This window comes from Mycobacterium sp. D16R24, from assembly GCF_002013385.1.
Lineage (GTDB): Bacteria > Actinomycetota > Actinomycetes > Mycobacteriales > Mycobacteriaceae > Mycobacterium.
Map to the genome: position 1 here is coordinate 1 of NZ_MAEV01000021.1, position 25,831 is coordinate 25,831.

A 25,831-nucleotide genomic window follows, 5' to 3' on the forward strand; every position below is an offset into this window, starting at 1 on the left:
CGGTTTAAGGTGCTCGAATGATTGCTCGCCATGAGGGAAGACAAAGACGGGCGTGTTGACTGCGGCAGTGACGGTAGGAAACTTGGCCTTCCAGCCACGCGTTAGTCGGTCGATCCCGGTAATGATTCCCTGATTTATAGATACGGCTGCTATGTTCCCGAGTGGCTCACCGGCGCCTGAGATTTTCCCTAGCGCCAGCTTGATGGCATCGACGTCGCTTACGAATCGAATGTACTTAGCATCACCGTCAAAAAGTTCAGCAACCGCGACATCCCTGTTACTCGCGAGGGTCGAGTTCGAGGCGAGGATCTCGTTGAGCTGCTTCTGATCAATCGCACCTACTGCGTTCGCAACCACCTGGTGACACTTGTAATCGTTATTATTCGAGCTCTTTTGGAGAACCGTGACCAGATTATGCTGGCCCAGAGCTGACTCGAAAACTTTCAGTTCATTGAAATTGATAAGCTGTAGTAGCTTAGTCCGCGAAGCCATGTCCTTACGAAGGCTGGACCCAAAAGTTGCCGTTGGATAGTAATTCGTCGTAATGAAGACAAGGACGCCTCTATCCCCTAGTACGTCAATGCCAAGGTGAAAGAAATAGTGCAGCATATCCGCGCGACCTTGATAGAACCGCTCGAAGATGCTGGACCCTGTTAAGGCATGGAACGTTGCCTTGTTCCCTTTCTCGCCGATGTAAGGCGGATTCCCAACGACGATGTTAAATTCCTTGATCCCAAATGTCTGCTTCGGGTGAAAGAACTGGGCAGGCTGAGAGAACTTGAACGGGTCGAAGCTACTGAGTTGGCGCGTCCGACGATCGACGTCGGATGCGAAAGACGGCTGGGTGAGCTTGTAATATTCACTTTTAAGTCTGGCCTTCTTTGAGGGCGACGATGTCTCGAAGAACGATGCCCGAATGTCTGCAAGCTTCTCATCCAGTTTCGGATCAACGCCAAAGTCGAAACCTTCATGCTCGACCGCGAGTGACATCAAGCTGTTGGCACATACAAACTTGAAGTCCAAGTTAGGTAATGGGTCGACGGTTTTGAGATCTGACTCGTCGACGGCAAGGGCCAACCAGGTCCGAAGTTTTGCAATTTCGACCGCCATTGGCTCGATGTCCACGCCGTAGATGCTGTTCTTGATAATACCGAGCTTGGTCTTGTACGGATCGAAACGAGTATCGAGGCGCTCCAGCGTTCGGGTAAGAAGTTGGACCATGCCGAGCGGGAACGCCCCTGATCCACATGCAGGGTCAAGAATCTTGACGTCGTCGATCGCGGCGAGGATTTGTGGCACAACAATTTTGACGTTGTCTTTGCCCCAGAGGTCGCGCTTGAAGTTGCTGTGCTGCTGCGCGACGTACGCGTCGGACGAATCCAGGAGCTTGTCAACGCCGGAGTTCCAAGACTCGTTGTCGAGCGTCGTGTACAGGTACTGGCGAAGCGCTTCCTTGCACATATAGGTAACGACTTCACGGGGCGTGTAGAAGGTCCCTTTCGCCTTGCGGGCGGACTCGCCAGTCTCTGTCCGCTGAGTAGCCAGAAGACTTTCAAAGACGAGGCCGAGCATCTCGGGGTCGATCGCGACCTGCTCGTAATCGGGGCTCGATTCGTCCGTCGTGAAGTTAAATCGATCAAAGTGCTCGTAGAGTCGTCCAAAAAAAGATTCAGGGAATACAACTACCTGGTCGGGCCAGTCGTTCGTGTGATATTCGAAAAGGCCGCCGTTCAAGTACGGGGTATCTACATCCACAATCGACACTCGGTCTTTGACAGGTGTGTTCAGGGTGTTGAAGAAGAGCTGTTTGAGAACTTCGTGGTAGTAATTCGTCGCCGTACGGCCGTCGACATCGAAGTACGCGGGGCCGTCTGCAATGAGTCCCTTGCGTCTTAGGAACCAGACGAACAGAAGTCGGCCAATCAGCCGGCTCGAAAAGAGTTTGGCATCTTCCTCGGGTCGCTCGGCTTCGATCAGCTTCTCTCGCAACTCGTCAAAGAACGCGGCAACGCCTTGGTAGAACTCCCTGTTGACCTCACGGATTTCGAGGGACTCCCACAGGGTCGTGTGAACGGCTTCATGGGTGGGGAGGTCGCCTGCACCCGACACCTTGGCCAGGATTCCTGCTTGCGTTGAAGTGAGCCGCTCACTCAACTCGACGACACGGAGGTTCCCCTCAAAACTCAGGACTACGAGTAGCGCCCTTGCGTCCCGGGTGAGGAAGAAGTCGATGCCAACCCGCCAGTCGCCGTTCTGTGTAAGCAGGCTGCTGTCCTCCCAATTGGGAGTGAGATGAACCGCGCCCGCGATGAGCTGCTTGCTGACGCGTTGACTCAGCTGATAAAACTTTGCCTCCACAAGTCTCGACGCGTCATCGAACAGTTGGAACGCCGCGTAGTGCCCTCCCAAATAGGGGTGGGGGACAAACCATTTGTCCATCTTGGAGTTCCCCAAGCCGAGGACGTCGAGGACCCTCGAATCTTGAATCTCGTCGAGGTCGATGTCTGCTGCTGCGGGCGTCACCAAGCCCATGAACATCTTCGCCAAGCGGAGTCCAGCGGCGAGCGACCCGCCTTGATCCATCTCGGCCAATAGTTCGTTGAACCCGCCAATCACGTCACTGTTGTGCATAGAACAAGACTCCGGTGATCTCGTCGATCTGGGTGTCCTCAATCTGCTTGTCCGCGAGCGCGGCGCTCAGCGCATCCATCGCGGCAATTGTGGCGCCGAGCAGTTGGCCGTGCTGCTTCATTTCAGAGCGAGCTTTTCGTGACAGGGCCTGCAGGTCGCGAACTTCCTTCTTGTTCGTCACCTTGGTCACGACTAGCTTCAGCAAGCCTCGTCCGGGCAGAACTGCTTCGAAGTAGCCGAGGGCCTCTTTCTCGAAGGGCTTCGGGCTGTAGGCGATAACCGTCTTACCCGCCTGAGCCTTGGCGGCCGCGTTGACTCGACGGCTAACCAATACGCGATCAACGCCGATCTTGTCCTGCCGACGCGCATTGTCGTCAGGCGCGACACGAAGTCGCTTGAGCGCTTCCGAGTCTCCGATCGATAGAGTTCGGTAAACGGGGGCGGCAGTATCTACGACCACGAAATGAGTGTCGGCAACTTCTGTGCCGGTCAACGTGGTCTGTCCCTGCACCTTGGCCAAGCCAAGCACGTGTCCGCTGCCATCCAGAGTCACCCCTTGTGGCAAGTAGCCCCACTTGCCGATAGGGATGGCCTTCACCCGCTCCACCTCATCGGGCTGATCCGCGTTGGCAGCTAGGAAAGCTCTGAGATCGTAGATGAAGTCGTCCTCGACGAAGAATCGGTCCTCTTCTTTCTCTAGCTTCTCCAGGGCATCTCCGGCACCGGACCCATACAGATCAGCAGTGTCGAACTCCGTAGCCTCCTGGGAGTTAGCGTCACCTTCCTCTTCGACTTCCAATATCTTGAGAAGCTCGGATTCGTCGTGGTGCTCAACAAACTCCTTGGCGTTGACTTGACCCTTCTCAAGGATGTCTTGGTCAAGCCCAATTGTGTGTCTGATTGTGTTGATCTTGCGATTAAGCCGGTTGAGCAGTTTGAGGTAGGCCTCAAGGTTGTCCTCCGGCTTCATGTTCGACACATAAACCTCGTCGAACTGTGACCCGAGGCGATTGATGCGTCCGTTGCGTTGGATCATGCGAACGGGGTTCCAATGAAGGTCGTAATTCACTAAGCATCCAGCGTCCTGCAAGTTCTGACCCTCACTAAGCACGTCCGTCGCAAAAAGATAGTTCAGCTCCGTTTCGCCTTCCTTGAGTTGATGTTTCTTAGCCTTCGGTGCAAACCTGCGTGTGACCTGATCGATGCCGGGCATGCCCCCGACGACGAAAGCGGCACCTTCGAGGAAATTCCTGTCTTCCAATAGCGGCGGTAGGGCGCCTTCGAGGTACTTGATTGTGTCGGAGAAGTAGCTGAATATCAGCACTTTCCTCTTGGCCGGATCGTCGCTCTTGGCAGTCTCGTCAAGGAAGGCTGCGAAGGCCTTCAACTTGTCGTCATCTGCAGCGATGGAGTTTAGGACTTCACTCAGCCGTCCGGCGATGGCGCGGTCGCGAGAGATGTCACGCTTCATCGCATCGAGGTCGTAAATCTCCGGATCTGCATCGATGAAGGCCGCCTCCAAGTTAAGCCCCGCTAGCTCAACGTCCTCGCCGTATTCTCCGATGATCGCGTCAATCTCTTTGAAGCTCAATATCTTTCCCTCGGCGAGGAACTTCTCGAACCGTGTTAGCCGGGTCAAATAGTTCCCAATACTTTTCCGGAGCGCCGCCTGGCTAGATTCCAATCGCTTCAGCCAGCTCACACGAAGGAGGTTATGAATGGCGAGTTGGCTTTGCACTCGGAACGACTCGTCGCCTTTGAGTCCCAAGGAGCGGATGTCTTCCACGGACTTGCCGTGTATCCGATGCTGGTAAATCTCGGGGCGATACGGCGTGAAGCCAAGCAGCAACACAATCTGAAACATATTGGCAAAGACGTTGCGCAGGTATTTGTCAGTTGTCGGAACACCACCCTTGGGTAATGCGTCGAGAGGATGCTCTGACCGCTGAGTCTGATCGAGGAGCGCATCGAGATCTAAAGTTCGGGGGTCGTAGCTCTCGAATGTAGTTAAAGCAGCCTCGATCGCGTTGTCGGCCGCGCTTTGTGCGTCGGCGCTGTAGTGATAGCCAATCTGCTCAACGACCGTCTCGGGAAAGTCGTGGTGGGTGCCGTCGGGGAGGACGATCCCGCCCATCTGCTTGACGCCCTGACGCGTCGTGCGTACGAGGTAGTGGCGCAAACCGGAAGCAACTACCGCGGAGATCGCATGCCAGTCGAACGGTTGCCCCTGCTGCTCGGCCCGTCGGATGCGACTCTGAATTTGCGCGAGTGCGTAGAAGAAGTCGGTCTTCTGTAGGTTGCCGTTGTCGTCGCGATAGTCGACGTTGATCGATTCGAGGCTACCTTTGCTGGCAAGCTGGATTTGGTTTACAAAGTCCATGAGGCTGTTGTTGATCGGCGTTGCTGTCAGCATGAGGACCTTGCTGTCTGGATTGGCGATGAACCACTCCAAAATTTGTTGATGCCTCTTCCCGCTCGCATTGCGCAGGTTGTGAGCTTCGTCGATGACGAACAGGTCGACTGACTTGTATTGGTCAAGTTCCCGTGCGCGGTCGATGGCGCCTGGATCCTGTAGGGAAATAACGTCGAACCCCTGGACTAGTCCAAATCTCTCGGCGAGATCTTGAACCCACTGAGTCTTCAGACTGGCGGGGGCGATCACATAGATCCGGGTTGCGCCCTTCTGCTTGTAGTGGTTGATGACTGCCCCCGACGTGATGGTCTTGCCGAGGCCGACGGAGTCGGCGAGCATCGCGAGGCCCATGCGTTCCAACTTGTTGATCAGTATCTGAGCATTTCGATACTGAAAGGAGAACAGCACGTCTTTCACGTCGGTGGCGAGCGCCTCGGGCGGTAGCAGCTCATCGGGATACACCTCCATCAGCGTCTTGATGTAGGTGTCGTACGCGCCGAATGTCAGGTCTCCGACAGGGGAATCGCCAAGCATCTCGGTGAAACGGCCATCCCACACTTCCGTCAGCTCGTCGCTCCAGAGGCTATCGAACCAGCTCAGATGTCCATGTTCGTCGGTATCCGCATACGGCTGAAACTTGACGAGCATGTGGTTGTCTTCGAGCGCATTTAGTTCTGTGTTGGTTGTTAAACCAGCCTTTGTGAAATTCGACGAGCCAATGATTCCCACGGCTCCGTTGCTGGAGTAGTCGCCAAAGATGTACGCCTTCGCATGGAGGAAAGACCGACGGTAGACCCGGACTTCGAGTCTTCCGTCAGCGATGAGCTGTTTGATCGCAACGACAGTGGAGCGTAGAGCGTCGTCGTTGAACTGGGTGAGGTCAAACGTGAAGTCCTCATCCGGGAATCCGGGATCTGGTACCTGGATCTTGAGCCGCTTGGCATTCCTGGGACTCAGCGGCTCTTGGCCTATGAGGAGGCGAATCCGCTCGAAGCCCTCGATAGCTGGGAGGATCTCTCGGGTACCGGGGAGATCCCAGTACCCAGTTGCGATAGACAGGTGATTGAAGTCACCTGCCACTTCGCGCAGGGTGGCAGCCAGTTCGACGCGACTGTTATCGATGATCCGCTTGTGTGTCACTGGTAGCCCCATCAATGCTTCGACGACGGTGTTGCCGCCCGAGGTCCAGCCTATTGGCGGACTGCGACAATGTCGGCCCGCCACGCGATCGCTGCTCATTCCTGCAGACCGCCCACGTCTGAGAAGTGAGCGACCGTGACCTCGGCCTGGCCTCGAACCATTGAGGACTGACAGCCCGCTACGCCAAGGCCTGCGAGATCAAACTAAATCCGAATGCGACAACCTGGCTCTAATGCCGGGTCAAGTCAATTTCGGGCTCTCGTCATAGACATTCGATGAGATGACCGGACTGCATGTCGGACAGTGACGCGTCGGCCGGTATGGCCACACGCGGGCTGGGCCACCCCAGGTCAGGTGCCTAGTTCCAACTTCGCTCCGGTGCGTCGCATCATCTCGAACGGGTCTAGGCACGTCGCACCGATCGCAGCGCAGGCGTCAGGGATCTTCACCCGCTTCCGCGAATTGGGATCCGGGCGTTCGTGCGTCACCAGGACGTGATTATGACCGCGCGCGTGGGCCACCAGCTGATAGTCGGCCTGGTTGCCAGCGAACCCCGCAAGCGCGGCAGGAGTGAACGGGCGAGACGCCGCCCACATGGTAAGCGCCGGGAAATGCGCCGTCGTGGCCTCATCGATTGGTTGAAAGAAGGAACCGTGCCCCTGCGCCCAGGCCGAGAGTTCGTCGGCTCCGCCAACCAGTTCCGTCTTCACCGCCTCGATGCTGCCCACCTCACCGGCGGCATGCGCGGCCTCAAGCCACTCCCAGAACCCCGGCGCAATGTCGAAGGCGTAGTAGCGATTTTTAGCTTCGATGAGGACGTTTGAGTCGACGAGGTACATCACCCGACCCCGATCTCGTCAGCCAGACGGGCGAATGTTTCGTGCTTCTTGGTTCCGAGGAGCTGGAAGGCGTTCCGGAAACTGGTATTCCCCTGGTAGGTGCTGGCGATCACCGCCCGGGCGAACTGGCGACTCAGGCGCAGTGGCTGGGTGTTGTAGTAGTTCCCCCCGGAGCTCTCTCCGCGGCGGTGCTTCGCTAGTTCGATGACGGCCTCCCGCTCTGCTTCGTATCGCTCCCGATAGTCGTCCCAGCCCAGGAAGCGTGCGTCGAACAGTCGCTTGAGAATCACCAGCGTGCTTACCCGGTACCGACGGGCTAGGCGCGTCAGCTCCTGGGGAGTCGGCTCGCCCTGATAATCGCGGCGGAGAGCCGCTTGTGGGACCAGGACCTCGGCGGCGACCCGGTTGCACCACAGCTCCTCGGTGACACCGTCTCGCGCCACCATCGCGGCGTCAGACAGGGCGCTGCCGCCGAGCCAGACATGGGCGAGTTCGTGGATCAGGGTGAAGATTTGCGCGGCCTTGGTGTCGGCGCCATTGACAAAGATCAGAGGCGCGATGGGGTCGGCCAGCGCGAAGCCGCGGAACTCCTCCGGGTCCAGGGCGCGGTGGGTGTCACCGCCGACAATGCCGTTCACCATCGCAAGCACACCGATGCCCTCGATGCGGTCGATCAGCTGCCGCAGCGCATCGTCGGAATTGGTGAAAACGCCTCGCCCAGTCAGTTCGAAGTCAAGGGCCTCACGAATCGCACGGGCGGCGTCCGCCGGGGGCGTATCGGTCGTCGCGGAACCAACGAACTCCAACTGGGGAGCGCCGTGATCGAGGGCATAGTCGCGGTACCAATCCTGCCGGGTCTGACAGACGTAGATCGTGTCCAGCAGGTCGACGGAGGGGCGGGGCACCGTGGCGTTGCCGACCGTACGCATGTCCGGGATGGGCACCGGCTCATTCGGTGGTTCAGGTAGGAACAGCAAGCCGAACGGGGTATGCGTTGCCTGCGCGAAGCTCTCCAGTTGCTTGAGGGTCGGTTGACGCTCACCGCTGATCCACTCGTCGAGCTTCGGGGCGCGGCGTTGGGTGGTCGCGTCGTCCCAGCCTGCGCGGTCAACGGCCCACTCCAGGAGGCTGGGGGCAACACTGATGCGTACTACCACGGTGCCCGCCACCTCCTTCCGTGCACGATGCCAGTGTGCCGCAGCCGACACAGCGGAGCGCGTCGACCCCGCCGATGAAATGCAACCGAGACGACTGACGTCGAAGTCCCAACCCACGCATCTCGCAGCGGGTCACGGTGACGTCGCCGGTCACGACAGCAGCGGTAACGCCGCTTCGATGATCGCTTTGCCGGCCTCGGTGCCGGCCGCCGTCGCGATCGCGGTAATTGCCGTGGTGGCCAGTGTCTTAATCCGGCCTGGAGACGGGGAGTCCGAGTTCGACTCGCCGCGGATCTCCGATACCAGCTCTTCGGCGTCGGCGCCGACCTCTTCATTGGCGATCGCGGGGAGTGCCTTTTCGATCGCGTCGGCCAGTGAGCGTGCCTGTTCCACCTTCTGCTTAATGTTGATGGTCTGAATGGCGCCCGGACTGTTAAACGCGATGGCGACACCGCTACTGCCCACGACGTGCAAGTAGGGATTCTCGACATCGGCTACGCCGGGCAGATCACGCACCGATTTGCCCGACGCCGCGTACTTTTCGCCGTAGGGAGTTAAATGCGGCCGCACAACGATCCTCTGCATGGTGCCGGTGCCGTCGACGTAGCTCTCATCCATGAGCCACTCCAGCGCGGCGTTCAACTCCTCGCGGGTGACCTCGGTGTCGGACCAAGAAGTCGCGGTCATGAACGGCTCGGGTAACGCCTCGGCGATGGTGGTCCCGGCGATGCGCAGCTCGTACAGCCACGCCAGCACGCCGTCCCGCAGATTCCAAAGACGCTCGGCCTTATTCATCCCGGTCCTCCTCCATGTGGTTCGGGGTCAGCATAAATGGGGGGTCCGACAACAGACGAGCCCCAGGACGGGGCGTCGCGACGCCGTCAACGCTACCGATTGGCCACATCCCACTGGTTGCCAAGCGCCCGGCATTCGCCCCTCGCGGTCGACCCGAGTTCCTCTTCCGCAGGTACTAACAGGCTGGCGTGAACCGCAAGGTCATAACTTCTTCCCTGTCGACCATTACCCATCCTCCTTTTACTCTGTCACCGTTGTTGCGCATCACTTTTGCTGCACCAAGCAGTGCCGCATTGAGGTTGGCGGAGAGGAGTGCCGTTCGTCCCTCGTCGTCGTAAAGCGCCCATCCCTCTGGGGTTTCGCTCAGCAGGTAGGTCACCATGACGAGAAGCTACTGCGCCACACCGACAATTGCCCGACTCTAGTCGCGACTAACACGTTCGGCGCCAGCGGCTTTCAGCAGCTGGTCCCGTGCGTCATAGAGCCCGTCTAGAGCAGACCTCAAGTCGAGAGCAGCATCAGCTAGTTGGTAGCGGGCCGCAGGATTGCCCTGTGTGGCGAGTATTGCGGTCGTAAACCTGAGCCTCTCCACGTACCGCAGAGCATCAACGGTGTAGCGGGCGGTTTGCATCGGGGTGGCGCCACCGGATCGTTCGAGGTGGATTGACATCAGCGCTGTCCAGTCGTCGATCGTGCGTACGTCGAAATTGTGCAGTGCGTTGAGCACCCATCCTTGCCAGGCCGGCGGCCGTTGTGCCGGTGAATGAAATTGTGCTGGGGCAGTAGTCATGTTGGGAACCCTAAAATCCGGACCTGCAGAGTAGCTACGCCCCAAACGATCAGAATTCTCGTGAGCTGACGCCAACAGTGCGGATATGTTCGGCGGCGTTTCATGATGGACGGATCGCAGACAATGCCGCCGCAAGCTGGGACGCGAATGCCGGGCCGTCATTCACCAGCGCGTAACCACCGGCCAGCCCGCCTTGATTGCAAAGAGTTCTTCGTCGCCGCACCCGCCGATAGGTTACGACGCCGGTATTGCGATTGACGCGGGGAACCCGACGAACAGCAGTGCGCGGCACCACCGCAGTGGGGAAGCGGCTCGCTGAGTCGCCATACACCGCTTGGCTGCGTGACCAGCGCCGCACGATTCGACGAGCCGCGATGTAGGCGTCCTGAGCGACCTCGACAACGGCGATGGCTTTCTTGAGTCCGTACACACCCCAGAATCGGCCAGGTCCGCGTCCGAGTAGTCGCCACTCTTCCGGCACGATGTGTTGATACTCTTTGTCGCCATTGAAGTTTGGCGATGAGTGCTTTGTGAAGTAGATGGCCAGGCGTTTCGGGTCGCAGGCCTTCAGGCCGTTGCGCACGTCGATGGCGGTCCCGGCGAGTAGATGGCGAGCCTTTTGCTCCGGGTCGGGGTGGTCGACGATCTGTGCCCAGGACTCGGACAGCCATTGGGCGAAGCCGCGCCCGGAGCGGCCCGGTGATGTTGGCGGCGCCATCCACAGGTGAATGTGCGGCGCACCGCGTCGCTGGAATTCGAGCTTCCAGATGTAGCGCGCCGGCTCTCCGTACTCACGTTGAAAGCGTTTGCGCCACAACACCATATGCCGTTTCACGCTGGCCCCATCTGGGGCCACGGCTTCCCAGTCGCCGGGGTAGGTGAGCGTGACCATCGCTGGGACACGGCCAGATTCCACCAGTGGGCTGTAGTCGAGTTCCGCGAAAGTGCGGCACATGGCCGACCGTGACTTTCGGGACCACTCGGTGATGACACCGCCGGAACTGCGCTGGTCGTTTTCCGTAGGACTCCGTCGCGTCAAAGACACGACGGCCTGATCACCGTCCCCGGCTGCGACAGCGATGTCACTTCTCACATGCAGCTTGGCGTCGTCAACCTCACGTTGGTGATGACCGACTGCTCGCTCAGCGGTTTTCTCGGTTCGGACGGGATTGGTCCATCCGAGCCGTACGACACCAGGACCGACGGTGATGCGGAAGCGTCCGGATTCAGGTTCGGTTCCTCGGCGCCCAGGACCACAGGCCCACGGTGCCGCTGGCTCGAACAATGCCGCAGCCGCACTGACCATCTCGGGGCTCGGGAACCGCAGCCCCAGAGCGTCGAGCGCTCGCAGCTCCCCGATCGCGATCCCGTCGAGCAAGGGGTCGCGGACATTTTCGGCACATATAACAAGCCCGCCGTCCACAGGCGGGGTGAGGTCCGGTGCCCCGGTCGACATCCGGCCGACCACTGCCGCTCTCGCGCCCTGCGGCCTGGCGGCCTCGGGCGCTCGCGGCCTCCCGTCAACCGAGGCACCGGCAGAACTTTGCCGAACTGCGGGATGTTTTGATGCCGGGTTCGAGCCCTGCGTCGAGGATGGCGATCCAGTGGCTGATGATGCGATGCTGGGCATCGGGATGCCTGCTCCCCGGAACCCCCGGAGCTGCCCACAACGCAAGCGGCAGCACGGAAGCTCCTGGTCGGGAGTGCAAGTACCGTGTCCGGTTTATGTCCGTTCGCCGGACAGACTGAGTACGTCAGCCCTGCTCAATGCGGCGCATAAGACGCATAGACGCAGATAAACCGCAGGTCAGTGGCTATCTCGTCCGCCTGAAAAGCGGAAGGTCGCCGGTTCGATCCCGGCCCTGGCCACCATGAGAGCCCGCTGGTGACAGCGGGCTTTTCTCGTATCTGGGGCATGCACGTCTGTGGGGCGTACACGGTCTTTTTCCGCTGTGGACAGACCTACTTGCGGCGCTGCGCCCAGGCTTCGCGCATCTCACGGTTGAACCGCCAGCCGATGCCGTCGAGCGGATTCCACGACCGGCTGCCCTTGACCCGGTGGCGGTAGTAGGCCGGGCCCGCCAGAATCATGTACACCGCGCCATTGGTGCCGAATCCTCCGAATCCCAGCCCAGGGAAGGCGAGGTACACCACCACCCCAAGGAACAGGCCTAACAGCATTATGGTTATGGCTTTCCGCCACATGCCCTTCACGGAGAAGTAGATGGGCCCGAAAAACAGTGCTGGCAGATTGATGGCCGACCGCATCCTGACCGCGAAAGGACGGGCTCTGGCCCCCGCGACCGCTTCCGGGGTGAACCGGGTGCCGTAGCGGTCGTAGAAATCGAACTTGAGCCGCCAGTAGGCCGAGAGGTCGCTGCGGTCATCGGTCGCCGTCACGGTCAGCAACCTAGCAAATTCGTACAGGTTGTTGCATAGTGCTGCGCTCTGTCACCGAGTCAGGCGCGCCGGCTCGCGCCGATTAGCCATAGGTCAGGTTGGACGCCGCAATGGTGTGCCTGTACGCCCCTTGTCTCCCGGCATGGCCCACACCCGTGATGTTTGCTGCCGCCTTTGAGTGCACTGGGCGGCGGTATCAAGCTCGCAGTGCGGGGCGCCACTTCAGTAACCGTCGTGGAGTTCGATGGCTCGATGAAGCGGTTCTCGGAGCCGGTGCTCGCGGTAATCGCTGCGCTTGGAGTTGTTGCCGGGGCCGTTGAGCGTGTGTTGGCTTCTCGTGGCGGCTAGAACAGTTGGTGGCAGCAGCTGAACGGGGGCCGCAGAGGTCGCTGCCGCTTGGGTCCCAGTTGTTCCTTCTGGAGCTGGCTCAGCTGCGGAACCGGCGCCAGTGCCTCGCGGTGGCGATTGCGGTGTGTGTGCCGCCAGCGATTATCGAGACTATCCTGCGTCGAATCGTTCTCAATGACCGTGGTCGCGGCGGTGGTGTTCAGCGCGGATCGATGCCATCCGGATCCCAGGTGTTCGGAATCATCGGCGCACGAGCCCCCTCGCTGAGATCATCACTGCGGCCCAATGTCGCCAATCCCGCGGCTGCCCTGTCTTGTCTGGATGCAGTACCGGTGAACCCCATTGGTCCGGCACCGCGGTGTGAAGCCGTCGCGGAAGGCTCATCCCTGTCAAAGGTTACGGTGGCGTCCATGTCCATGTATTCGACAGCGCGACCTTCCTGCTTGCTCCGATCGTGTCGTCGGCGTGCCTGTCGAGCTGCCGCTGTCGCAGCAGTCGCCGCCCGTTCTGATGCTGAGTTCCTGGCTGCAGCACTGGATCTCGTGTGAACCTGGCTCGCCAATGCCAATTCGGCGCCGATGCGGGGGCCGCCGCCGACGGCATAGGGGAAGGAGAAGCCTGGATCGCCGACAGGTGGTGGAGGCGACGGCGCGGGCGCGGTGCTGGTGACGGTTGACGCCCCGGTACCAGCGGGTGCCGGAACCGGAGCCGATGGCGATGGGCCGCTTGTCGGGGCCGTCCCTGCCGCCGCCGCTGTCTGAGGTTCCTCAATGGGACTCGGTTCGGCGACAAGAGCATCCGGAGACGGTTGGATGCCTGCCAGCCCGGCCAGCCCGGCCACCGAGGCAAGGCTGGCGATCGCCAGAGCCAGCGCGGGCTGGATCAGGGCGGGGGCGAACTGACCGATTGTCGAAGCTAGTTGTGCGGCATGAAAAGCCACGTCCGCCAGCACTAAAGGAAGGTTGGTCAACAGCGCGGCCGGATCGGTCAGCAGGTTGTTCCACAGCAGCTCAATATGTTCAACCATCTCACCGGCGACGTGCACCCACCACTCCGGGTCGGTGGGGTCCAGGTCCCCGTGACCGTGACCGTGGTCGTCGTCGTGCTCGTGCTCGTGGCTGTGCAGGATCGGCGGTGGCGGCGTAGCGGGCGGTGTGGACGCCAGCGCGACATCGGAGGCGGTTTGGTACGCCGCCATCGTGGTGGCGGCCTGGACCCACATGCGGACGTAGTCGGCCTCGGTGGCCACGATGGGAATGGTATTGATACCAAAGAAGTTTGTGGCCATCAACGCCGCGTGTGTGGCGTGGTTGGCGGCCAACTCGGCAAGGGTCGGCATGATCGCGAGTGCCGAGCTGTAGGCGCCGGCCGCGGCCCCGTGCTGAGCGGCCCGGCCACTGCTTTCGATGGCGCCTTGGGTCAGCCACTCCAGGTATGGAACGTGCGCCGCCACGTACATGTCCGCACTGGGGCCCTGCCACGCCGCCGCATGGGTAGCGGCCAGAATTGCGCGAAGTTCGTCGGCGGTCGCGGTGTAATGCGCACTCAGCGAAGACCATTCGGCAGCGGCGGCGAGCAGAGGCCCGGGGCCCGGACCTCCGCTGAGCAGGGCCGAATGCACCTCCGGCGGAGACGCCATCCACACCGGCATAGCCATCCCGCACCCTCCGCAGCACTAATGACAACGATAACGATATTCATTTATATTAGCGTGCGGGGTTCTAGGTCATGCCGGTACCCCGTAGGCGTTCGGTGCATTCCGTCCCAGATTCGACAAATCTGAAGCCTCGAGTATTAGAGAGCTGTTGTGGGCCAGCGATATTCAGAAATTCAGCAGATCGTTATCGCCGGCAGACACCGTTAGGCGTCGTTCAGACGAGCGCTTGCCGCAGGCTTCGGCAGGCCTTGGCCACGAAGTCCTTCGATACCTGCGCCCACGGTGCGAATCTGTCGAAACCGTGGAAGGCGCCCTCGACCACTTCCAGCTCGCACGGCACCCCGGCAGCTCGTAGGCGTTCGGCGTACGTGAGGTCCTCATCGTGGAACAGGTCTGCGGTCCCGATGCCCAGCCATGCCGGCGCCAACCCCGCCAGATCGGGGCGGCGGCCCGGCACCGCGACATCGGGGTCTGCGTCGCCCAGATATGAATCCCAGCCAAACCGGTTGCTTTTGTTGGTCCACATCCGCAGCGTGGTTTCGTCGACATCGGTGCGCGCGGCGGTGCGATCATCGAGCATCGGGTAGACCAACAGCTGCATGGCGGGGGCAACCTCTCCGCGATCGCGTGCCAGCAGCGCCAGTGCCGCGGTCAGTCCGCCCCCGGCGCTGGCGCCGCCGATGGCGATACGGGTCGGGTCGATCCAGCCCTGCACGGATAACCAGCGCAGCGCGGCATAGCAGTCCTCGATGGGGGTGGGGTAAGGATGTTCGGGCGCGAGCCGATAGTCGACGGATACGACGGGAAGCCCCGTCTCCCGCATCACCTTGCGGCAGAAGAGGTCGTCCTGGCGGGCGGTGCCCATCACGTAGCCGCCGCCGTGAATCCACAGCAGGGCCGGGGACGGTTCGTTGAGGTTCTTGGGCACGTGTGCGCGGACGGTCACGTCGTCGTTGACCGTCATGGTCCGTATCCCGAATCGCGGAAGCACCCCCGAGGCGCGGATAACAGCGCGTAGCGTCGACAGCGTTCGCGGAAGGCCGACCTGCCGTGGAAACACCTTGGCGGCCAAGCGGAGATTGGGATGAATGTCAGGGGACGACACACAGCGAGTATGCCGGGGGTATGGGCATACCGTGCACGAATCGGACAGGTGGGAATGTTTCGGACCCCGGTCCTCTTGTCTTGTGAGTACCGACCGAAGGGATCGACATGACTCAGCCACTCAAGGGCCGCCGCGCCTTCGTCACCGGTGGATCGCGCGGAATCGGCGCGGGCATCGTGCGCAGGCTCGCCGCGGACGGCGCGGAGGTCGTCTTCACGTTTTCCAGTTCCCCACAGCAGGCTGCCGAGGTGGTGGCCGAGATCGAGAAGTCCGGCGGGCGTGCCAAAGCCATCAAGGCCGATGTCGCCGACCCCGATCAACTTGCGGGCGCCGTCAACGAGGCAGCGGAACACCTTGGGGGGCTGGATATTCTGGTCAACAACGCCGGGATCGCCAGTTTTGGTGATATCGACACGGCCACCTTGGAGGACTTCGACAAGATCGTCGCGGTGAATGTGCGGGCCGTCTTCGCCGCCATCAAGGCCGCGTCCCCGCACCTGCAGGATGGCGGCAGGATCGTCACCATCGGAAGCATCAACGGTGACCGCTCGCCCACGGCCAACGCGTCGCTGTACTCGATGTCGAAGGCCGCCGTCGCCGGCCTCACCCGAGGGCTGGCGCGTGAGCTCGGGCCTCGCGGTATCACCATCAACAACGTTCAGCCGGGTCCCGTGGCCACCGATATGAACCCCGAGGACGGCGCGCTGGCCGAGATTCTGCGACCCAACATCGCGGTCGGGCGCTACGGCCACCCGCGCGATATCGCCAGTCTGGTGAGCTACCTGGCTTCCGAGGAGGCGTGGTACATCACGGGAACCGCCATCAACATCGACGGGGGATTCACCGTCTAGGGCTACGCGGGTCGCTAGGGTCAGATCCATGGCCACTAGCGACAGCCGGGAAATCGTCATCGAAGCGACCCCCGAACAAATCATGGACGTCATCGCCGATTTCGGGGTACTGCCGAAATGGTCTTCGGCGCACCAGAGTTCAACGGTGTTGACGACAGGGGAGGACGGGCGTCCGCATGAGGTGAAGATGAGGGTGAAGACGGCCGGTATCACCGACGAACAAACCGTTGCCTACAGCTGGGGGCCGGACACCGTCAGCTGGACACTGGTCAAGGCCAGCCAGCAGCGCCGTCAAGACGGCAAATACACGTTCACGGTCAAGGGTGACAAGACGCACGTCAAGTTCGAGCTGACGGTCGACCCGCTGATCCCCCTGCCCGGATTTGTGCTGAAGCGGGCCATCAAGGGCGCCATGGAAACCGCGACCGACGGGCTGCGCAAGCAGGTTCTTGCCACCTATCGATAGGGCCTTCCCTCCGCTGCCGCGCCCTAGTATCGTTATTTCCAATATCGAAACTAGGGGGATGGTCGGATAGTGGACAGACGTCAGGGTGGACGCCCCCGCGACCCCGACAAGGACGACGCGGTGCGCGAGACGGTGCGTCAGATGCTGGCCACCGAGGGGTATCAGGGCACCACTATCCCCGCGGTGGCGCGCGCCGCCGGAATCGGTGCACCCACCATCTACCGGCGTTGGCCCACTCAGGCCGACATGGTGGAAAGCGCGATCGCCCATCGCCCCTGGCCCGCGGCGCTGGCCGAGCCTGCCGAATTTGAGGATCACCTGCCTGTTTTGGTGCGATCCGTGGTCGAATACTTCGCCGATCCGGCCACCCGGGCGGCGATGCCGGGACTCCTCGTTGAGTACTACCGCGAACCGAGCCGGTATGCGGGTTTGGTGGAGCGCACCGAAACGCCTTTGCGCGAGGCATTTCGGGCGGCACACACCGAGGCTGTCGCCGTCGGCCGGTGCGCGGACCAGCCGGGGGCAGACGCACTCTTCGACACCATCGTGGGCATGGCTGTGTACCACGGCGTGCTGCGCGGTACTGCCGACGATGCGCTCATCGAACAGATTCTTGGCGTGGTGTGTGCCGCGAGTTTTGTGGATCAGCGAAAAGTTAGGGAACGATGAACCGGGAAACCTTCTCCAGCCTGTTCGACCTCACGGGGCGTACTGCGATCGTCACCGGCGGCACCCGCGGGATCGGACGCGCACTCGCGGAAGGCTATGCCTGCGCGGGCGCCAATGTCGTTGTCGCAAGCCGCAAACCAGAATCATGTTCCGAGACCGTCGAGCACCTGCGCGCGCTGGGTGGGCGGGCCCTGGGTGTATCGACACACACCGGTGACATCGAGTCCCTGGAACATTTGGTGCGGGCCACCGTGGAGGAATTCGGCGGTATCGACATTGTGGTAAACAATGCTGCCAATGCCCTGACCGAGCCGGTCGGTGCCTTCACCGTGGACGGCTGGGATAAGTCCTTCGGTGTGAACCTGCGCGGTCCGGTATTCCTGGTGCAGGCCGCGCTGCCGCATCTGGTGGCCAGCCCACACGCCGCCGTGCTCAACGTAGTATCAGTGGGCGCCTTCATGTTTGGGCAGGGAGTCTCCATGTACTCGGCGGCCAAAGCCGCCCTCGTCTCCTACACCCGGTCCGCGGCAGCCGAGCTCGCTTCGCAGGGTGTGCGTGTCAACGCACTGGCCCCCGGCGCGATCGATACCGATATGGTGCGCAAGACCCCGCCGGCGGAGGTGGAACGCATGGCGAATGCCAACCACCTCAAACGGCTCGGACTTCCCGACGAGATGGTGGGCACCGCACTACTTTTGACATCCGACGCGGGCAGCTACATCACCGGCCAGACCATCATCGCCGACGGCGGGCTGGTCGCCCGATGATCCGCACCGAGCATCGCGACAACGGAATCCTGGTGGTCACCATCGATCGTCTCGAGCGCCGCAATGCACTCGATCCGCAGACGGTGGCCGAGCTGCACTCCGTGGTCGACAAGGCTGACGGTGATCCGAAGGTCCGTGTGGTGGTCCTCACCGCTGTCGGTGCTTCCTTTTGTGCCGGAGCCGATCTGAAGTCGCTGCCCACTGATTTCACCAATACCGGTGTCACCTCGACGGCCGCGCTGCTCGGTGCCACTGACTCGGAGCTGGTCCGCACGCTTGCGGCCCAAGAGCTCATGGCCTCGCTATTTGAACGGATTCACCGGATGCGTCAGCCGGTCATCGCGGCCGTCAACGGGCACGCGGTCGGCGGCGGGTTCGCGTTGGCACTGGCCTGCGATATCCGGTTTGCCTGTCCGGAAGCTTCTTTCGGGGCCGTGTTCATTCGTCATGGGGTGTCCAACTGCGATATGGGCACCAGCTATCACCTGCCGCGGCTGGTGGGTGCGGCCCGCGCCGCCGAGCTGATGTTGACGGGACGGGTGTTCGGTGCCGACGAGGCCCTGCGGATCGGCTTGATCTTCGACGTGGTGCCTGCCGAGAACCTGCTCGACGCCGCACTGGCGAAGGCCGAAGAGATCGCGGTGCACTCACCCTTGGCGGTGTGGATGACCAAGGAGACGATGTGGCAGACGGTCGATGCGCCGAGCCTGCGACATGCACTGGATCTGGAGAACAGGACTCAGGTGATGTGCACTGCCACAGGGGAATTGCGCCGGTCCTTCGACGCATTCCGGGAGGGGAGCGCCTAGTCCTCTCTAGGAGGTCCGGCCAGGATGGCGGTCACCATGTCGACGAGCTGCGCATTCATCTGCTCGTCGTCAAGGTAGGTGCCGCTCAAGGACATCAGACGATTGGTGTGCGGAATATCGCCGAGAACCACACAGGTCAGCGTCACCGCGTGGGTGACGCCAAATCGGATTGACGGCAGTGATGCGTTCGGACGTAGCCGCACGATGAGTTCCTGGAGTCGCGCGGCCTGAGGCTGGAAACTCACGCTCATCGGGATCAACGCGGGATGGCCGCTGATGAGAAGCTTCCCCAAGGTGGAAAGCCATGCGGTTCCGCCTTCTTCGCCGATCTCCGCCAGCGGGACGACGATAGCCTCGGCGATGGCGCGCAGTGTCCCGGCTTTCTCGGCGACATCCAACAACGTGAACCGGCGCCTCTCTAGTTGGTTCAGGTACTTGTCGAGCAGCGCCTCGATGAGACGCTCCTTGGATCCGAAGTGATAGTGCACCGAGGCGACATTGGTGCCCGCAGCCGCCATGATCGCGCGCAGAGATACCGCGTCCACACCGCGCTCGGCGAACAATCGCTCGGCGGCACCGAGCAATCGCTGATCGGTGGAATCGTGCGCAATACCAGTAGGTTCCGCTGCGGTGTTGGTCATTGCCCGGTGAACCGTGCCTCTCGTTTCTCGTGGAACGCGGCCAATCCCTCGCGCGCGTCGGCGGAGGTGATCACCTGCCGGGTAAGCCGAGCCTCGATGGCTCGGGCGTCTTCCTCGGCGATCCATCCGCTGCGCACCACTGCCTCCTTGGCGTTGCGTACGGCCAGCGGGCCGTTGCGGACCACGCGCTCGGCGAGGCTGCGCGCCTTGTCCAATGCGGTGCCCGCCGGTGCCACGTGTCCCACCAATCCGAAATGGTATGCCTCCTGGGCGGTGAGTGGCTCGCCCGTGAGGATCATCTCCATGGCCTTGGTGTAGGGAATCTGGCGCTTGAGGCGGACCATGGACCCGGCTCCGGGCACCAGCCCGCGCTGTACTTCCGGAAGACCAAAGGTTGCGTTCTCGTCGGCAACACGGATATCGGTCTGCTGCAACATCTCACAGCCGCCGCCGAGGCACGCGCCGTTGACCGCCGCGATCAGTGGTTTGGTCAGGGTATGGGTGAGCAGCAGCCCCTTGCTGATGGCGGCGGGGTCCAGTGGCGGCGCTGAGCCGTCGCGGACCATCCAGCCGTCACTGAGATCGCCCCCTACGCAGTAGGCGGCGCCGGCGCCCGTCAGGATGGCGGCCCGGATCCCGTCGTCCGCGTCGATCTCGTCCCAGGCCTGGGCGAGCTGCCCGACCATATTGGTGGACAGTGCATTCCGCCGATGCGGACGGTTCATGGTCAGGATGACGATCGGGCCGTCACGCTCGACGAGAAGTTCTCGCTCGATGGTCATGGTCTCTCGCTTCCCACTACCCAGAGTGCGTGGAACTGTGATGCGCCGCCCATGGCGTGTCCTATCGCGCGTCTGGCGCCGTCGACCTGATGTTCCCCCGCCAGTCCACGCACCTGCAATGCCGCCTCGGCGAACCGAAGTAGGCCCGTCGCACCGGTGGGGTTGCCCGAGAGCACACCGCCGGAGGGGTTGATCGGATGTGTGCCCTCGAATGCGGTGTGGCCTTCATCGACGGCGCGCCAGCCCGCCCCCTCCGGGGCCAGCCCAATGTTTTCCATCCACATCGGCTCATACCAGCTGTAGGGGATGTAGAGCTCGGAGACGTCGACCTCGGCGGCGGGATCGGTGATCCCCGCCTCGCGATACGCCTCGGCAGCGCACTCCTGTCCTGCGCGCGGATTCACCTCATCGCGGCCTGCGAAATGACCTGTCTCGGTGCGCCATCCGGTGCCGTGAATCCAGGCCGGTGGTCGAGGGGCATGCGTGGCGAACAGCTCGGACGAAACGACGACGGCACACGAGCCATCCGATGACGGGCAGGATTCCAGGAACCGGATCGGATCCCACAGCATCGGTGAGTCGCGCACCTCCTCGACGGTGATATTGGGTTTGTGTATGTGCGCGTACGGGTTCCGGGTGGCGTTGAGGCGATGATTCACGGCGACCTGCCAGCCGATGTGCTCCGGTGCCTGTGAGCGGCGAATGTACTCACGGATTACCGGTGCGAAATGCCCGCCCGCACCGGCGCCCAGCTGTGCGCTGAACGGTAGCGGCCGTGACAGCGCCCAGGTGAAATTACCCTCGGACTCTTTGGAATACGCGACTACCAGCACCCTTCCGGCGAGCCCCGCCTGCACCAGGTGCGCGGCATAGATGGCCGCGTGCCCGCCTACACTGCCACCGGTGAACACCCGGGTGACCGGCAGGCCCCGCGCGCCCATCGCGTCGGCGAGGTACAGCTCGGGATTCATCACCCCGTCGAAGAGATCGGGAGTCTTGGCAAGCACGATCGCGTCGATATCCCCGAATGTCAACTCCGCATCGGCTAGCGCGCCGTCCACCGCTTCGCGGACCAGCGCCGCGATGCTGACCTCACGTTTCTTGGCCTGCTTGCTTTGTCCGACACCGACTACCGCAACACGGGCACTCATCCGCTCGCCTCCATCAGACACACCAGATTCTGCTGCAGTGCGGGCCCGTTGGTGGCATGGGCCAGTGCTCGGGTGGCCCGCCCCTGCATGATGGTGCGGGCCGATTCCCCGATGCGGATCAAACCGGTGGCGGAAGCGGGCGCACCCGCCAGCGGTCCTCCAGATGGATTGACGAGCGTGTTGTTATCGATGCCAAAGGTCTTGGTGAGCAATGGTTCCGCGTAGCTGTATTCGGTGTGCAGCTCGGCGACCTCCACACTTGAGGCCTCAAAACCGGCCATGGTGGCTGCCTTCTCGGCGGCGATCCGGGCCGAATCGAGCACCGCGAGGTCCCGCGAGCCGGGATGGTGCGTGTCCATCCGATGATCGATCGCACGTATCCACGCCGGTCGCCGAGCCAGGCGCCGTGCCACGTCGCCGGTGGCCAGGATGAGCACCGCCGCGCCATCGCCGATCGGTGCCGCATCGTGGGGGCGCAGCGGCGCGGCGATGTACGGCGCATCCAGCAGAGTTTCGACCCCTGGGGCACCTGCCTTGAGCGCAAAGGGATTTGAGAGTGCATCGGTCAGTGATTGGTTCACCACGTCTGCCATCTCGCGCTCTGTGGTGATACCGGCCTCAATGACGGCGGCCGCCTGTAGCCCGGCGATAGCATGCCGGTGCGGATGCAGGGGAGTCAGGTAATAGGGGTCCAGCGATGAGGGAAACACCTGGTCGAGGTCGGCGGGCAGCGCTCCCCGGCCGACGCCGTAGACCAATGCGATATCGCCATGCCCTAATTGGAGCCATGCCCACGCCTCGTAACAGGCCCACGCGGCGTCCATTTCGACGTGGGATTCCGATATCGGTGGCCAGGCGCCGACGGCGTCGAGTGATTCGATGTACGCGAAGGTGCGGCCCTCGAAGAAGTCATGGCTACCTGATGCGTAGAAGTCGATGTCCTCGCGACGCAGCTCCACCTGTTCAAGGGCGTGGCGGACCACGGGGAGCAGAATCTCGGCCATGTCGTCCTGTAGATTAGCTGCGGTACAAGTGGATTGAGTAAAGGAGACTACGGCGACGTCACGCATGGGCGGCCTCGTTCGATACCGGCTGGAAGTACCGGATGCTCTGCATGGTGGCACCAAGATCCTCGTCGGACACCCAGACCGGCTCGACCGTCATACCGATGTGCACCCCGTCCGGCTCGGTGTTCCCGATCATATGCATAAGCCTGGTGTCGGCACCGTGCAACTGGATGTGTGCCACCGCGTACGGCGGGGTGAACACCTGTCCCGGAAAGGGGAAGCTGACGATGCAGAAGGTCTGGACCGTACCGGTTCCCGCAAGTGGGTACGGTTCGCCCAGTTCGCGCAGACATCGCGAACAGAATTGCGGTGCAGGGCAGTACGCGCGTTCGCAGTCCGGGCATTGGCGCGCCAGCAGCCGTCGCTGCGCCAATCCACGTAGGAAGACCGAACGGCCGATTCCGGCGACGTACGTGTAGTCCATGTGAAACGGACTGGTGATCGAGGTAACGGGTACGGGCAATGTTCTCACTGCTGACCTATCGGTTCGAAGCAGACGATATCGGTGATGGCGCCGACGCGGTCGGCGCGCCATCGCGGGGAGACCGGAAGTCCCGTCCTCATCACCGCGGGGTCTCCGCCGACATCGACCGCGTGAAACATCGAGTTGACGGTTCCGTCTATGCGGATGAGTGCCCATGCGAAACCTGTTTTGATCTCGTCAACTGGTCGTGCAGGTACCCAGGTCCATTGCAGAACAACGCCCTTCGGCTCAAGCTCGACCAACTCGCCGGTGGCGCTGGCGTCCGTTGGGTCGAATTCGAGCACCGGGCATAACACTTGGCCATGGGCTGTCCGCACTCCGAACAGCCGCGCGTCGCGCAGACCGCCGAGGAAGGTGCCGATCTTGGGGCCGACGGTGCGTTCGAATCCGAACTCGATCGTGTACGGAGCGCGCAGGGATTCGGCGGATTGGTCGGTCACAGCCCTCCCGACAAGGTGTCTATCAGTTGATTCAATCGAGCGATAGGACCGTAACACGGCAGTGTTGGGGGCCACAGATCTTCGTCGACATGGATGCGACGAGGGGACAGCGGTTATCGCGGAGGAAGTGGCTTCAATGCCTTTTCGAGCTGGGGTGTGAGTTGTTCGAGGGCGTAGATCCGGGCCAACGGGCCGCCGAGGCGGAGCGCGTTCACCAGTGGGCTGTCCGCCGGGATGTAGACCGCGCGCCCTTCGGTGACTGCGCGCAGGCCGGCAAGGCCACCCATGGACTTCGCCTGCTGCTCGGTGGCTCCCACCACCACCAGGAGGTCCTCGTCGGCCTTGGTCTTCAACTCGCTATCGGGCACCGGGCCGGCGTATCGCTGGCTCAGGAAGCCCAGACCGTCGAAAACCGCTCGGCGCGGATCGCGGAATCCCACCAGGAAGGTCCCTTGTCGATCGGTGACCCAATCGACGACGGCGGTGCGGTTGACCCAATGCTGATGTCCGGTGCGTATCTGGTTGTAGCGAGTGCCGACCTCTTCGGATCGCATGCGCGCCTGATCGGACTTGCCGATGGCGCGACCGATGGTGAAGAGCTGTGTATACCAAGGCGTTTCAGCACGGTCGAGGCGGTCCTCTGAGACCACGGTTGGTGCGATCCGGGTCAGCCTGTCATAGGTGGGTCTGTCGATATCGGCGCCGGTGGCCAGGATGACGTCGGGCCTGGCCGCGGTGATGGCTTCGAAATTCAGCTCCGCACCAGAGACGACGGGGGGATGCGAGACCTCCGGAACGACCCAGGGGTACATGGGGTACTCCGGCAGTGTGGACCGGACGCCGACGGGTTTGGTGCCCAACGACTGCACGAGGTCCTGATCGTTCCATCCGAGTGTGACAACGCGGTTGGGCCGTGTTGGGAGGAACGCGCCGCCGTATTTGTGCGGGATGCTGAGTGGGAAGCCGTCGGGAGACAGTGTCGGGGTGGCGGCGGGCGGCGGAGTGTGATTGCGAGAACATCCGGTGAACGCCAGCAGCATCAGGAGCGCGGCTATCACGCGTCCGGCCGTTGCCATGCCGAGGAAGCTACCACCGGCCTGCGGCGATAAACGAATGTGCCCCAAATCGGCTCGGGGTGAATCGAACGAGCGGCCTCCGGGTTGCAGGCCCACCACCTGCGGGAACGCCACCAGGCGGGATGTCGTTTGCTGGACGTTGCCATTGACGCGTGGTCGGGACCTTCATACGTTTGCGCCGTTCCCAGCTCGTGCTACGGGTCAGAGCAACAGTGCAATAAGCCTGCAATAGGACACCGATGATTAAGCATCTCACCCGCCGCGCGACGATCGCCCTCGTTGTGGCAGCCGCGGCGATGTCGCCTGCCGCCTATCCGGCGGTGGCCGATACAGCGACGCCGCTCAACGGCCTGTTCGCGTTGGCGCCCGGAAGCTGCGCGGAGGGTCGGGCCACGGGCTCCTATTTCCGCATGATCTTGCCCGCCGGTGACGCGTCCGGGCCCTACCTGGCCAACGGTGATTCGACGTGCTCGGATAACACGGTCACCCTGCTGGCGCCGGGTACCGACGGTGGCCTGAAGTCGGGCGAGTATCAGCCGCAGCCCGGCAACGCATTCGACGGAAACGGAAATGCGTTGTCCGGCAGTATTACCCAGCCGGTCAAGTTCTACGGCGTGGGGTTTGCCACCGCGTCCAACCAGACCGACCCGCAGACCGGTCAGGGCACCGCCACGCCGCAGATCACAGTGAGTGGCAACAAGCTCGGCGGCGATCTCAGCGCTTTCGGCGTGACCTGGAACAACCAGGTGTTCAACCAGGGATCGCCGAAACCCGGTGGCGCATTTCCCGGCAAGACGACGCCGGTGACCGGCACCTATGACAGCGATACCGGAGCCTTCATCGTTGAGTGGACCAGCCAGATCGTAGGCGGTCCGTTCAACGACTTCACTGGGCTGTGGCACCTGGTCGGCAAGGTTGGGGGCGGCGCCGGTGGCGCCGCAGTGGCCGAACCGCCACCCCCTCCGCCGCCGGGTGCCCCACCTGCGGCGGATGCACCGCCCGCCGTGGCCGCGCCGGCGGCCCCTGGGCAGGTTGTTGTGCAAGCTGGTCAACAGCTAGCGGTACCGCCATCGCTGTCGGCCGGCCAACAGCTCATCGCGCTGCCCGTTGATGACAACCCGCGCACGATAACTCCGCCGTGGGTCATCGCACTGCTGGTGTTCGTGGCCATCGGTGGCGGAGTCCTGTTTGTGGTGGGGGAGCGGATCTTTAGCCGTGGGCGCTGAGCGGTTGGCTCAGACATCTCAGTCGGCCCTGCCTTCCTATGCCGATATCGTCGGTGAGGAAGCCGTCGTCGCTGAGGCCGGACCGGCCCCCGGACCCCGCTGGCCGTTTGTTGCGCTCATCGTCCTT

At 62.2% G+C, this 25,831-nt stretch carries 25 protein-coding genes and 1 tRNA gene; 8 read left to right on the plus strand and 18 right to left on the minus strand.

The window, feature by feature from the left end; translation table 11 throughout:
- The 8 genes from B4383_RS18295 to B4383_RS18330 form a co-directional block, all read right to left on the minus strand.
- Positions 1–2,631 (minus strand): Eco57I restriction-modification methylase domain-containing protein (locus tag B4383_RS18295; RefSeq protein WP_078321082.1); only part of this gene is annotated, 2,631 nt, incomplete at its 3' end.
- Complete coding sequence (locus B4383_RS18300; RefSeq protein ID WP_078321083.1) at positions 2,618–6,283, minus strand: SNF2-related protein; 3,666 nt, start codon at positions 6,281–6,283, stop codon at positions 2,618–2,620. The genes B4383_RS18295 and B4383_RS18300, both read right to left, overlap by 14 nt.
- A gap of 251 nt (positions 6,284–6,534) precedes the next feature.
- Positions 6,535–7,023 carry a DUF4411 family protein gene (locus B4383_RS18305; protein WP_078292832.1) on the minus strand — a complete coding sequence of 163 codons (489 nt, stop codon included), beginning with the start codon at positions 7,021–7,023 and terminating at the stop codon, positions 6,535–6,537.
- Entirely contained in the window at positions 7,023–8,192 is a 1,170-nt protein-coding gene (locus tag B4383_RS18310) for an ImmA/IrrE family metallo-endopeptidase (RefSeq protein ID WP_286150675.1), read from the minus strand. The genes B4383_RS18305 and B4383_RS18310 overlap by 1 nt, the downstream gene beginning before the upstream one ends.
- 138 nt (positions 8,193–8,330) lie before the next feature.
- Positions 8,331–8,975 carry a hypothetical protein gene (locus B4383_RS18315; protein WP_078292831.1) on the minus strand — a complete coding sequence of 215 codons (645 nt, stop codon included), beginning with the start codon at positions 8,973–8,975 and terminating at the stop codon, positions 8,331–8,333.
- Between the two features lie 175 nt (positions 8,976–9,150).
- Positions 9,151–9,357, minus strand: a complete 207-nt coding sequence (locus B4383_RS18320; protein ID WP_078292830.1) for a hypothetical protein — start codon at positions 9,355–9,357, stop codon at positions 9,151–9,153.
- Between the two features lie 39 nt (positions 9,358–9,396).
- A complete protein-coding gene (locus tag B4383_RS18325) occupies positions 9,397–9,765 on the minus strand; it encodes a hypothetical protein (RefSeq protein WP_078292829.1) in 369 nt (122 codons plus the stop codon).
- A 100-nt stretch (positions 9,766–9,865) separates the two neighbouring features.
- A complete protein-coding gene (locus B4383_RS18330; RefSeq protein ID WP_139360867.1) occupies positions 9,866–11,395 on the minus strand; it encodes a hypothetical protein in 1,530 nt (509 codons plus the stop codon).
- 174 nt (positions 11,396–11,569) lie between these two features.
- On the opposite strand from B4383_RS18330, the gene B4383_RS26740 reads away from it, so the two are divergent.
- Positions 11,570–11,637: transfer RNA gene (locus B4383_RS26740), tRNA-Phe, on the plus strand.
- Positions 11,638–11,727: 90 nt separating this feature from the next.
- On the opposite strand, the gene B4383_RS18335 is transcribed toward B4383_RS26740, so the two are convergent.
- Positions 11,728–12,171, minus strand: a complete 444-nt coding sequence (locus B4383_RS18335; RefSeq protein WP_078292849.1) for a DUF2628 domain-containing protein — start codon at positions 12,169–12,171, stop codon at positions 11,728–11,730.
- 168 nt (positions 12,172–12,339) lie between these two features.
- Between B4383_RS18335 and B4383_RS26745 the strand changes: the two genes are divergently transcribed.
- Positions 12,340–12,513, plus strand: a complete 174-nt coding sequence (locus tag B4383_RS26745) for a hypothetical protein (RefSeq protein ID WP_176126681.1) — start codon at positions 12,340–12,342, stop codon at positions 12,511–12,513.
- A 199-nt stretch (positions 12,514–12,712) separates the two neighbouring features.
- Here the strand turns inward: B4383_RS26745 and B4383_RS18340 are convergent, their stop codons facing one another.
- Entirely contained in the window at positions 12,713–14,170 is a 1,458-nt protein-coding gene (locus B4383_RS18340) for a PPE family protein (protein ID WP_078292828.1), read from the minus strand.
- A 214-nt stretch (positions 14,171–14,384) separates the two neighbouring features.
- On the minus strand, positions 14,385–15,275 hold the full coding sequence (locus B4383_RS18345; RefSeq protein ID WP_078292827.1) for an alpha/beta hydrolase: 891 nt from the start codon (positions 15,273–15,275) through the stop codon (positions 14,385–14,387).
- Positions 15,276–15,382: 107 nt separating this feature from the next.
- Here B4383_RS18345 and B4383_RS18350 point away from each other — a divergent pair, with 107 nt between their 5' ends.
- From B4383_RS18350 to B4383_RS18370, 5 genes are all read left to right on the plus strand, one after another.
- Positions 15,383–16,126 carry a 3-oxoacyl-ACP reductase family protein gene (locus B4383_RS18350; protein ID WP_078292826.1) on the plus strand — a complete coding sequence of 248 codons (744 nt, stop codon included), beginning with the start codon at positions 15,383–15,385 and terminating at the stop codon, positions 16,124–16,126.
- 28 nt (positions 16,127–16,154) lie between these two features.
- Positions 16,155–16,592, plus strand: a complete 438-nt coding sequence (locus B4383_RS18355) for an SRPBCC family protein (RefSeq protein WP_078292825.1) — start codon at positions 16,155–16,157, stop codon at positions 16,590–16,592.
- Between the two features lie 69 nt (positions 16,593–16,661).
- Complete coding sequence (locus B4383_RS18360) at positions 16,662–17,261, plus strand: TetR/AcrR family transcriptional regulator (protein WP_078292824.1); 600 nt, start codon at positions 16,662–16,664, stop codon at positions 17,259–17,261.
- Complete coding sequence (locus tag B4383_RS18365) at positions 17,258–18,028, plus strand: glucose 1-dehydrogenase (protein WP_078292823.1); 771 nt, start codon at positions 17,258–17,260, stop codon at positions 18,026–18,028. Before B4383_RS18360 ends, B4383_RS18365 begins: the two co-directional genes overlap by 4 nt.
- A complete protein-coding gene (locus B4383_RS18370) occupies positions 18,025–18,837 on the plus strand; it encodes an enoyl-CoA hydratase/isomerase family protein (RefSeq protein WP_078292822.1) in 813 nt (270 codons plus the stop codon). Before B4383_RS18365 ends, B4383_RS18370 begins: the two co-directional genes overlap by 4 nt.
- On the opposite strand, the gene B4383_RS18375 is transcribed toward B4383_RS18370, so the two are convergent.
- The 7 genes from B4383_RS18375 to B4383_RS18405 all read right to left on the minus strand — a co-directional run bounded on the left by B4383_RS18375 (position 18,834) and on the right by B4383_RS18405 (position 24,478).
- Positions 18,834–19,478 (minus strand): TetR/AcrR family transcriptional regulator, encoded by a 645-nt coding sequence (locus tag B4383_RS18375; protein ID WP_078292821.1) that lies wholly within the window; start codon positions 19,476–19,478, stop codon positions 18,834–18,836. The two genes, B4383_RS18370 and B4383_RS18375, sit on opposite strands and share 4 nt — an antisense overlap.
- Positions 19,475–20,260 carry an enoyl-CoA hydratase-related protein gene (locus tag B4383_RS18380; protein ID WP_078292820.1) on the minus strand — a complete coding sequence of 262 codons (786 nt, stop codon included), beginning with the start codon at positions 20,258–20,260 and terminating at the stop codon, positions 19,475–19,477. The genes B4383_RS18375 and B4383_RS18380 overlap by 4 nt, the downstream gene beginning before the upstream one ends.
- The gene (locus B4383_RS18385) at positions 20,257–21,411 is read right to left on the minus strand and encodes a thiolase domain-containing protein (protein WP_078292819.1); all 1,155 of its coding nucleotides are present in this window, start codon (positions 21,409–21,411) and stop codon (positions 20,257–20,259) included. Before B4383_RS18385 ends, B4383_RS18380 begins: the two co-directional genes overlap by 4 nt.
- A complete protein-coding gene (locus tag B4383_RS18390) occupies positions 21,408–22,481 on the minus strand; it encodes a thiolase domain-containing protein (protein ID WP_078292818.1) in 1,074 nt (357 codons plus the stop codon). Before B4383_RS18390 ends, B4383_RS18385 begins: the two co-directional genes overlap by 4 nt.
- Complete coding sequence (locus tag B4383_RS18395) at positions 22,474–22,950, minus strand: Zn-ribbon domain-containing OB-fold protein (protein WP_139360869.1); 477 nt, start codon at positions 22,948–22,950, stop codon at positions 22,474–22,476. The genes B4383_RS18390 and B4383_RS18395 overlap by 8 nt, the downstream gene beginning before the upstream one ends.
- Complete coding sequence (locus tag B4383_RS18400) at positions 22,947–23,402, minus strand: OB-fold domain-containing protein (RefSeq protein WP_078292816.1); 456 nt, start codon at positions 23,400–23,402, stop codon at positions 22,947–22,949. Before B4383_RS18400 ends, B4383_RS18395 begins: the two co-directional genes overlap by 4 nt.
- Before the next feature lie 113 nt (positions 23,403–23,515).
- Positions 23,516–24,478, minus strand: a complete 963-nt coding sequence (locus B4383_RS18405) for an ABC transporter substrate-binding protein (protein ID WP_139360870.1) — start codon at positions 24,476–24,478, stop codon at positions 23,516–23,518.
- A gap of 239 nt (positions 24,479–24,717) precedes the next feature.
- On the opposite strand from B4383_RS18405, the gene B4383_RS18410 reads away from it, so the two are divergent.
- A complete protein-coding gene (locus B4383_RS18410) occupies positions 24,718–25,704 on the plus strand; it encodes a hypothetical protein (RefSeq protein WP_078292814.1) in 987 nt (328 codons plus the stop codon).
- Positions 25,705–25,831: the final 127 nt, after the last annotated feature.

Excerpts from the sequence above, each read along its gene's own strand:
- B4383_RS18365 (WP_078292823.1), top strand. The coding sequence starts at position 17,258 with ATGAACCGGGAAACCTTCTCCAGCCTGTTCGACCTCACGGGGCGTACT.
- B4383_RS18330 (WP_139360867.1), bottom strand. The coding sequence starts at position 11,395 with ATGCCCAGCATCGCATCATCAGCCACTGGATCGCCATCCTCGACGCAG.
- B4383_RS18385 (WP_078292819.1), bottom strand. The coding sequence starts at position 21,411 with ATGAGTGCCCGTGTTGCGGTAGTCGGTGTCGGACAAAGCAAGCAGGCC.
- B4383_RS18315 (WP_078292831.1), bottom strand. The coding sequence starts at position 8,975 with ATGAATAAGGCCGAGCGTCTTTGGAATCTGCGGGACGGCGTGCTGGCG.
- B4383_RS18305 (WP_078292832.1), bottom strand. The coding sequence starts at position 7,023 with ATGTACCTCGTCGACTCAAACGTCCTCATCGAAGCTAAAAATCGCTAC.
- B4383_RS18405 (WP_139360870.1), bottom strand. The coding sequence starts at position 24,478 with ATGGCAACGGCCGGACGCGTGATAGCCGCGCTCCTGATGCTGCTGGCG.
- B4383_RS18410 (WP_078292814.1), top strand. The coding sequence starts at position 24,718 with ATGATTAAGCATCTCACCCGCCGCGCGACGATCGCCCTCGTTGTGGCA.
- B4383_RS18340 (WP_078292828.1), bottom strand. The coding sequence starts at position 14,170 with ATGGCTATGCCGGTGTGGATGGCGTCTCCGCCGGAGGTGCATTCGGCC.
- B4383_RS18350 (WP_078292826.1), top strand. The coding sequence starts at position 15,383 with ATGACTCAGCCACTCAAGGGCCGCCGCGCCTTCGTCACCGGTGGATCG.
- B4383_RS18370 (WP_078292822.1), top strand. The coding sequence starts at position 18,025 with ATGATCCGCACCGAGCATCGCGACAACGGAATCCTGGTGGTCACCATC.
- B4383_RS18380 (WP_078292820.1), bottom strand. The coding sequence starts at position 20,260 with ATGACCATCGAGCGAGAACTTCTCGTCGAGCGTGACGGCCCGATCGTC.
- B4383_RS18300 (WP_078321083.1), bottom strand. The coding sequence starts at position 6,283 with ATGAGCAGCGATCGCGTGGCGGGCCGACATTGTCGCAGTCCGCCAATA.
- B4383_RS18390 (WP_078292818.1), bottom strand. The coding sequence starts at position 22,481 with ATGCGTGACGTCGCCGTAGTCTCCTTTACTCAATCCACTTGTACCGCA.
- B4383_RS18320 (WP_078292830.1), bottom strand. The coding sequence starts at position 9,357 with ATGGTGACCTACCTGCTGAGCGAAACCCCAGAGGGATGGGCGCTTTAC.
- B4383_RS18375 (WP_078292821.1), bottom strand. The coding sequence starts at position 19,478 with ATGACCAACACCGCAGCGGAACCTACTGGTATTGCGCACGATTCCACC.
- B4383_RS18355 (WP_078292825.1), top strand. The coding sequence starts at position 16,155 with ATGGCCACTAGCGACAGCCGGGAAATCGTCATCGAAGCGACCCCCGAA.
- B4383_RS18325 (WP_078292829.1), bottom strand. The coding sequence starts at position 9,765 with ATGACTACTGCCCCAGCACAATTTCATTCACCGGCACAACGGCCGCCG.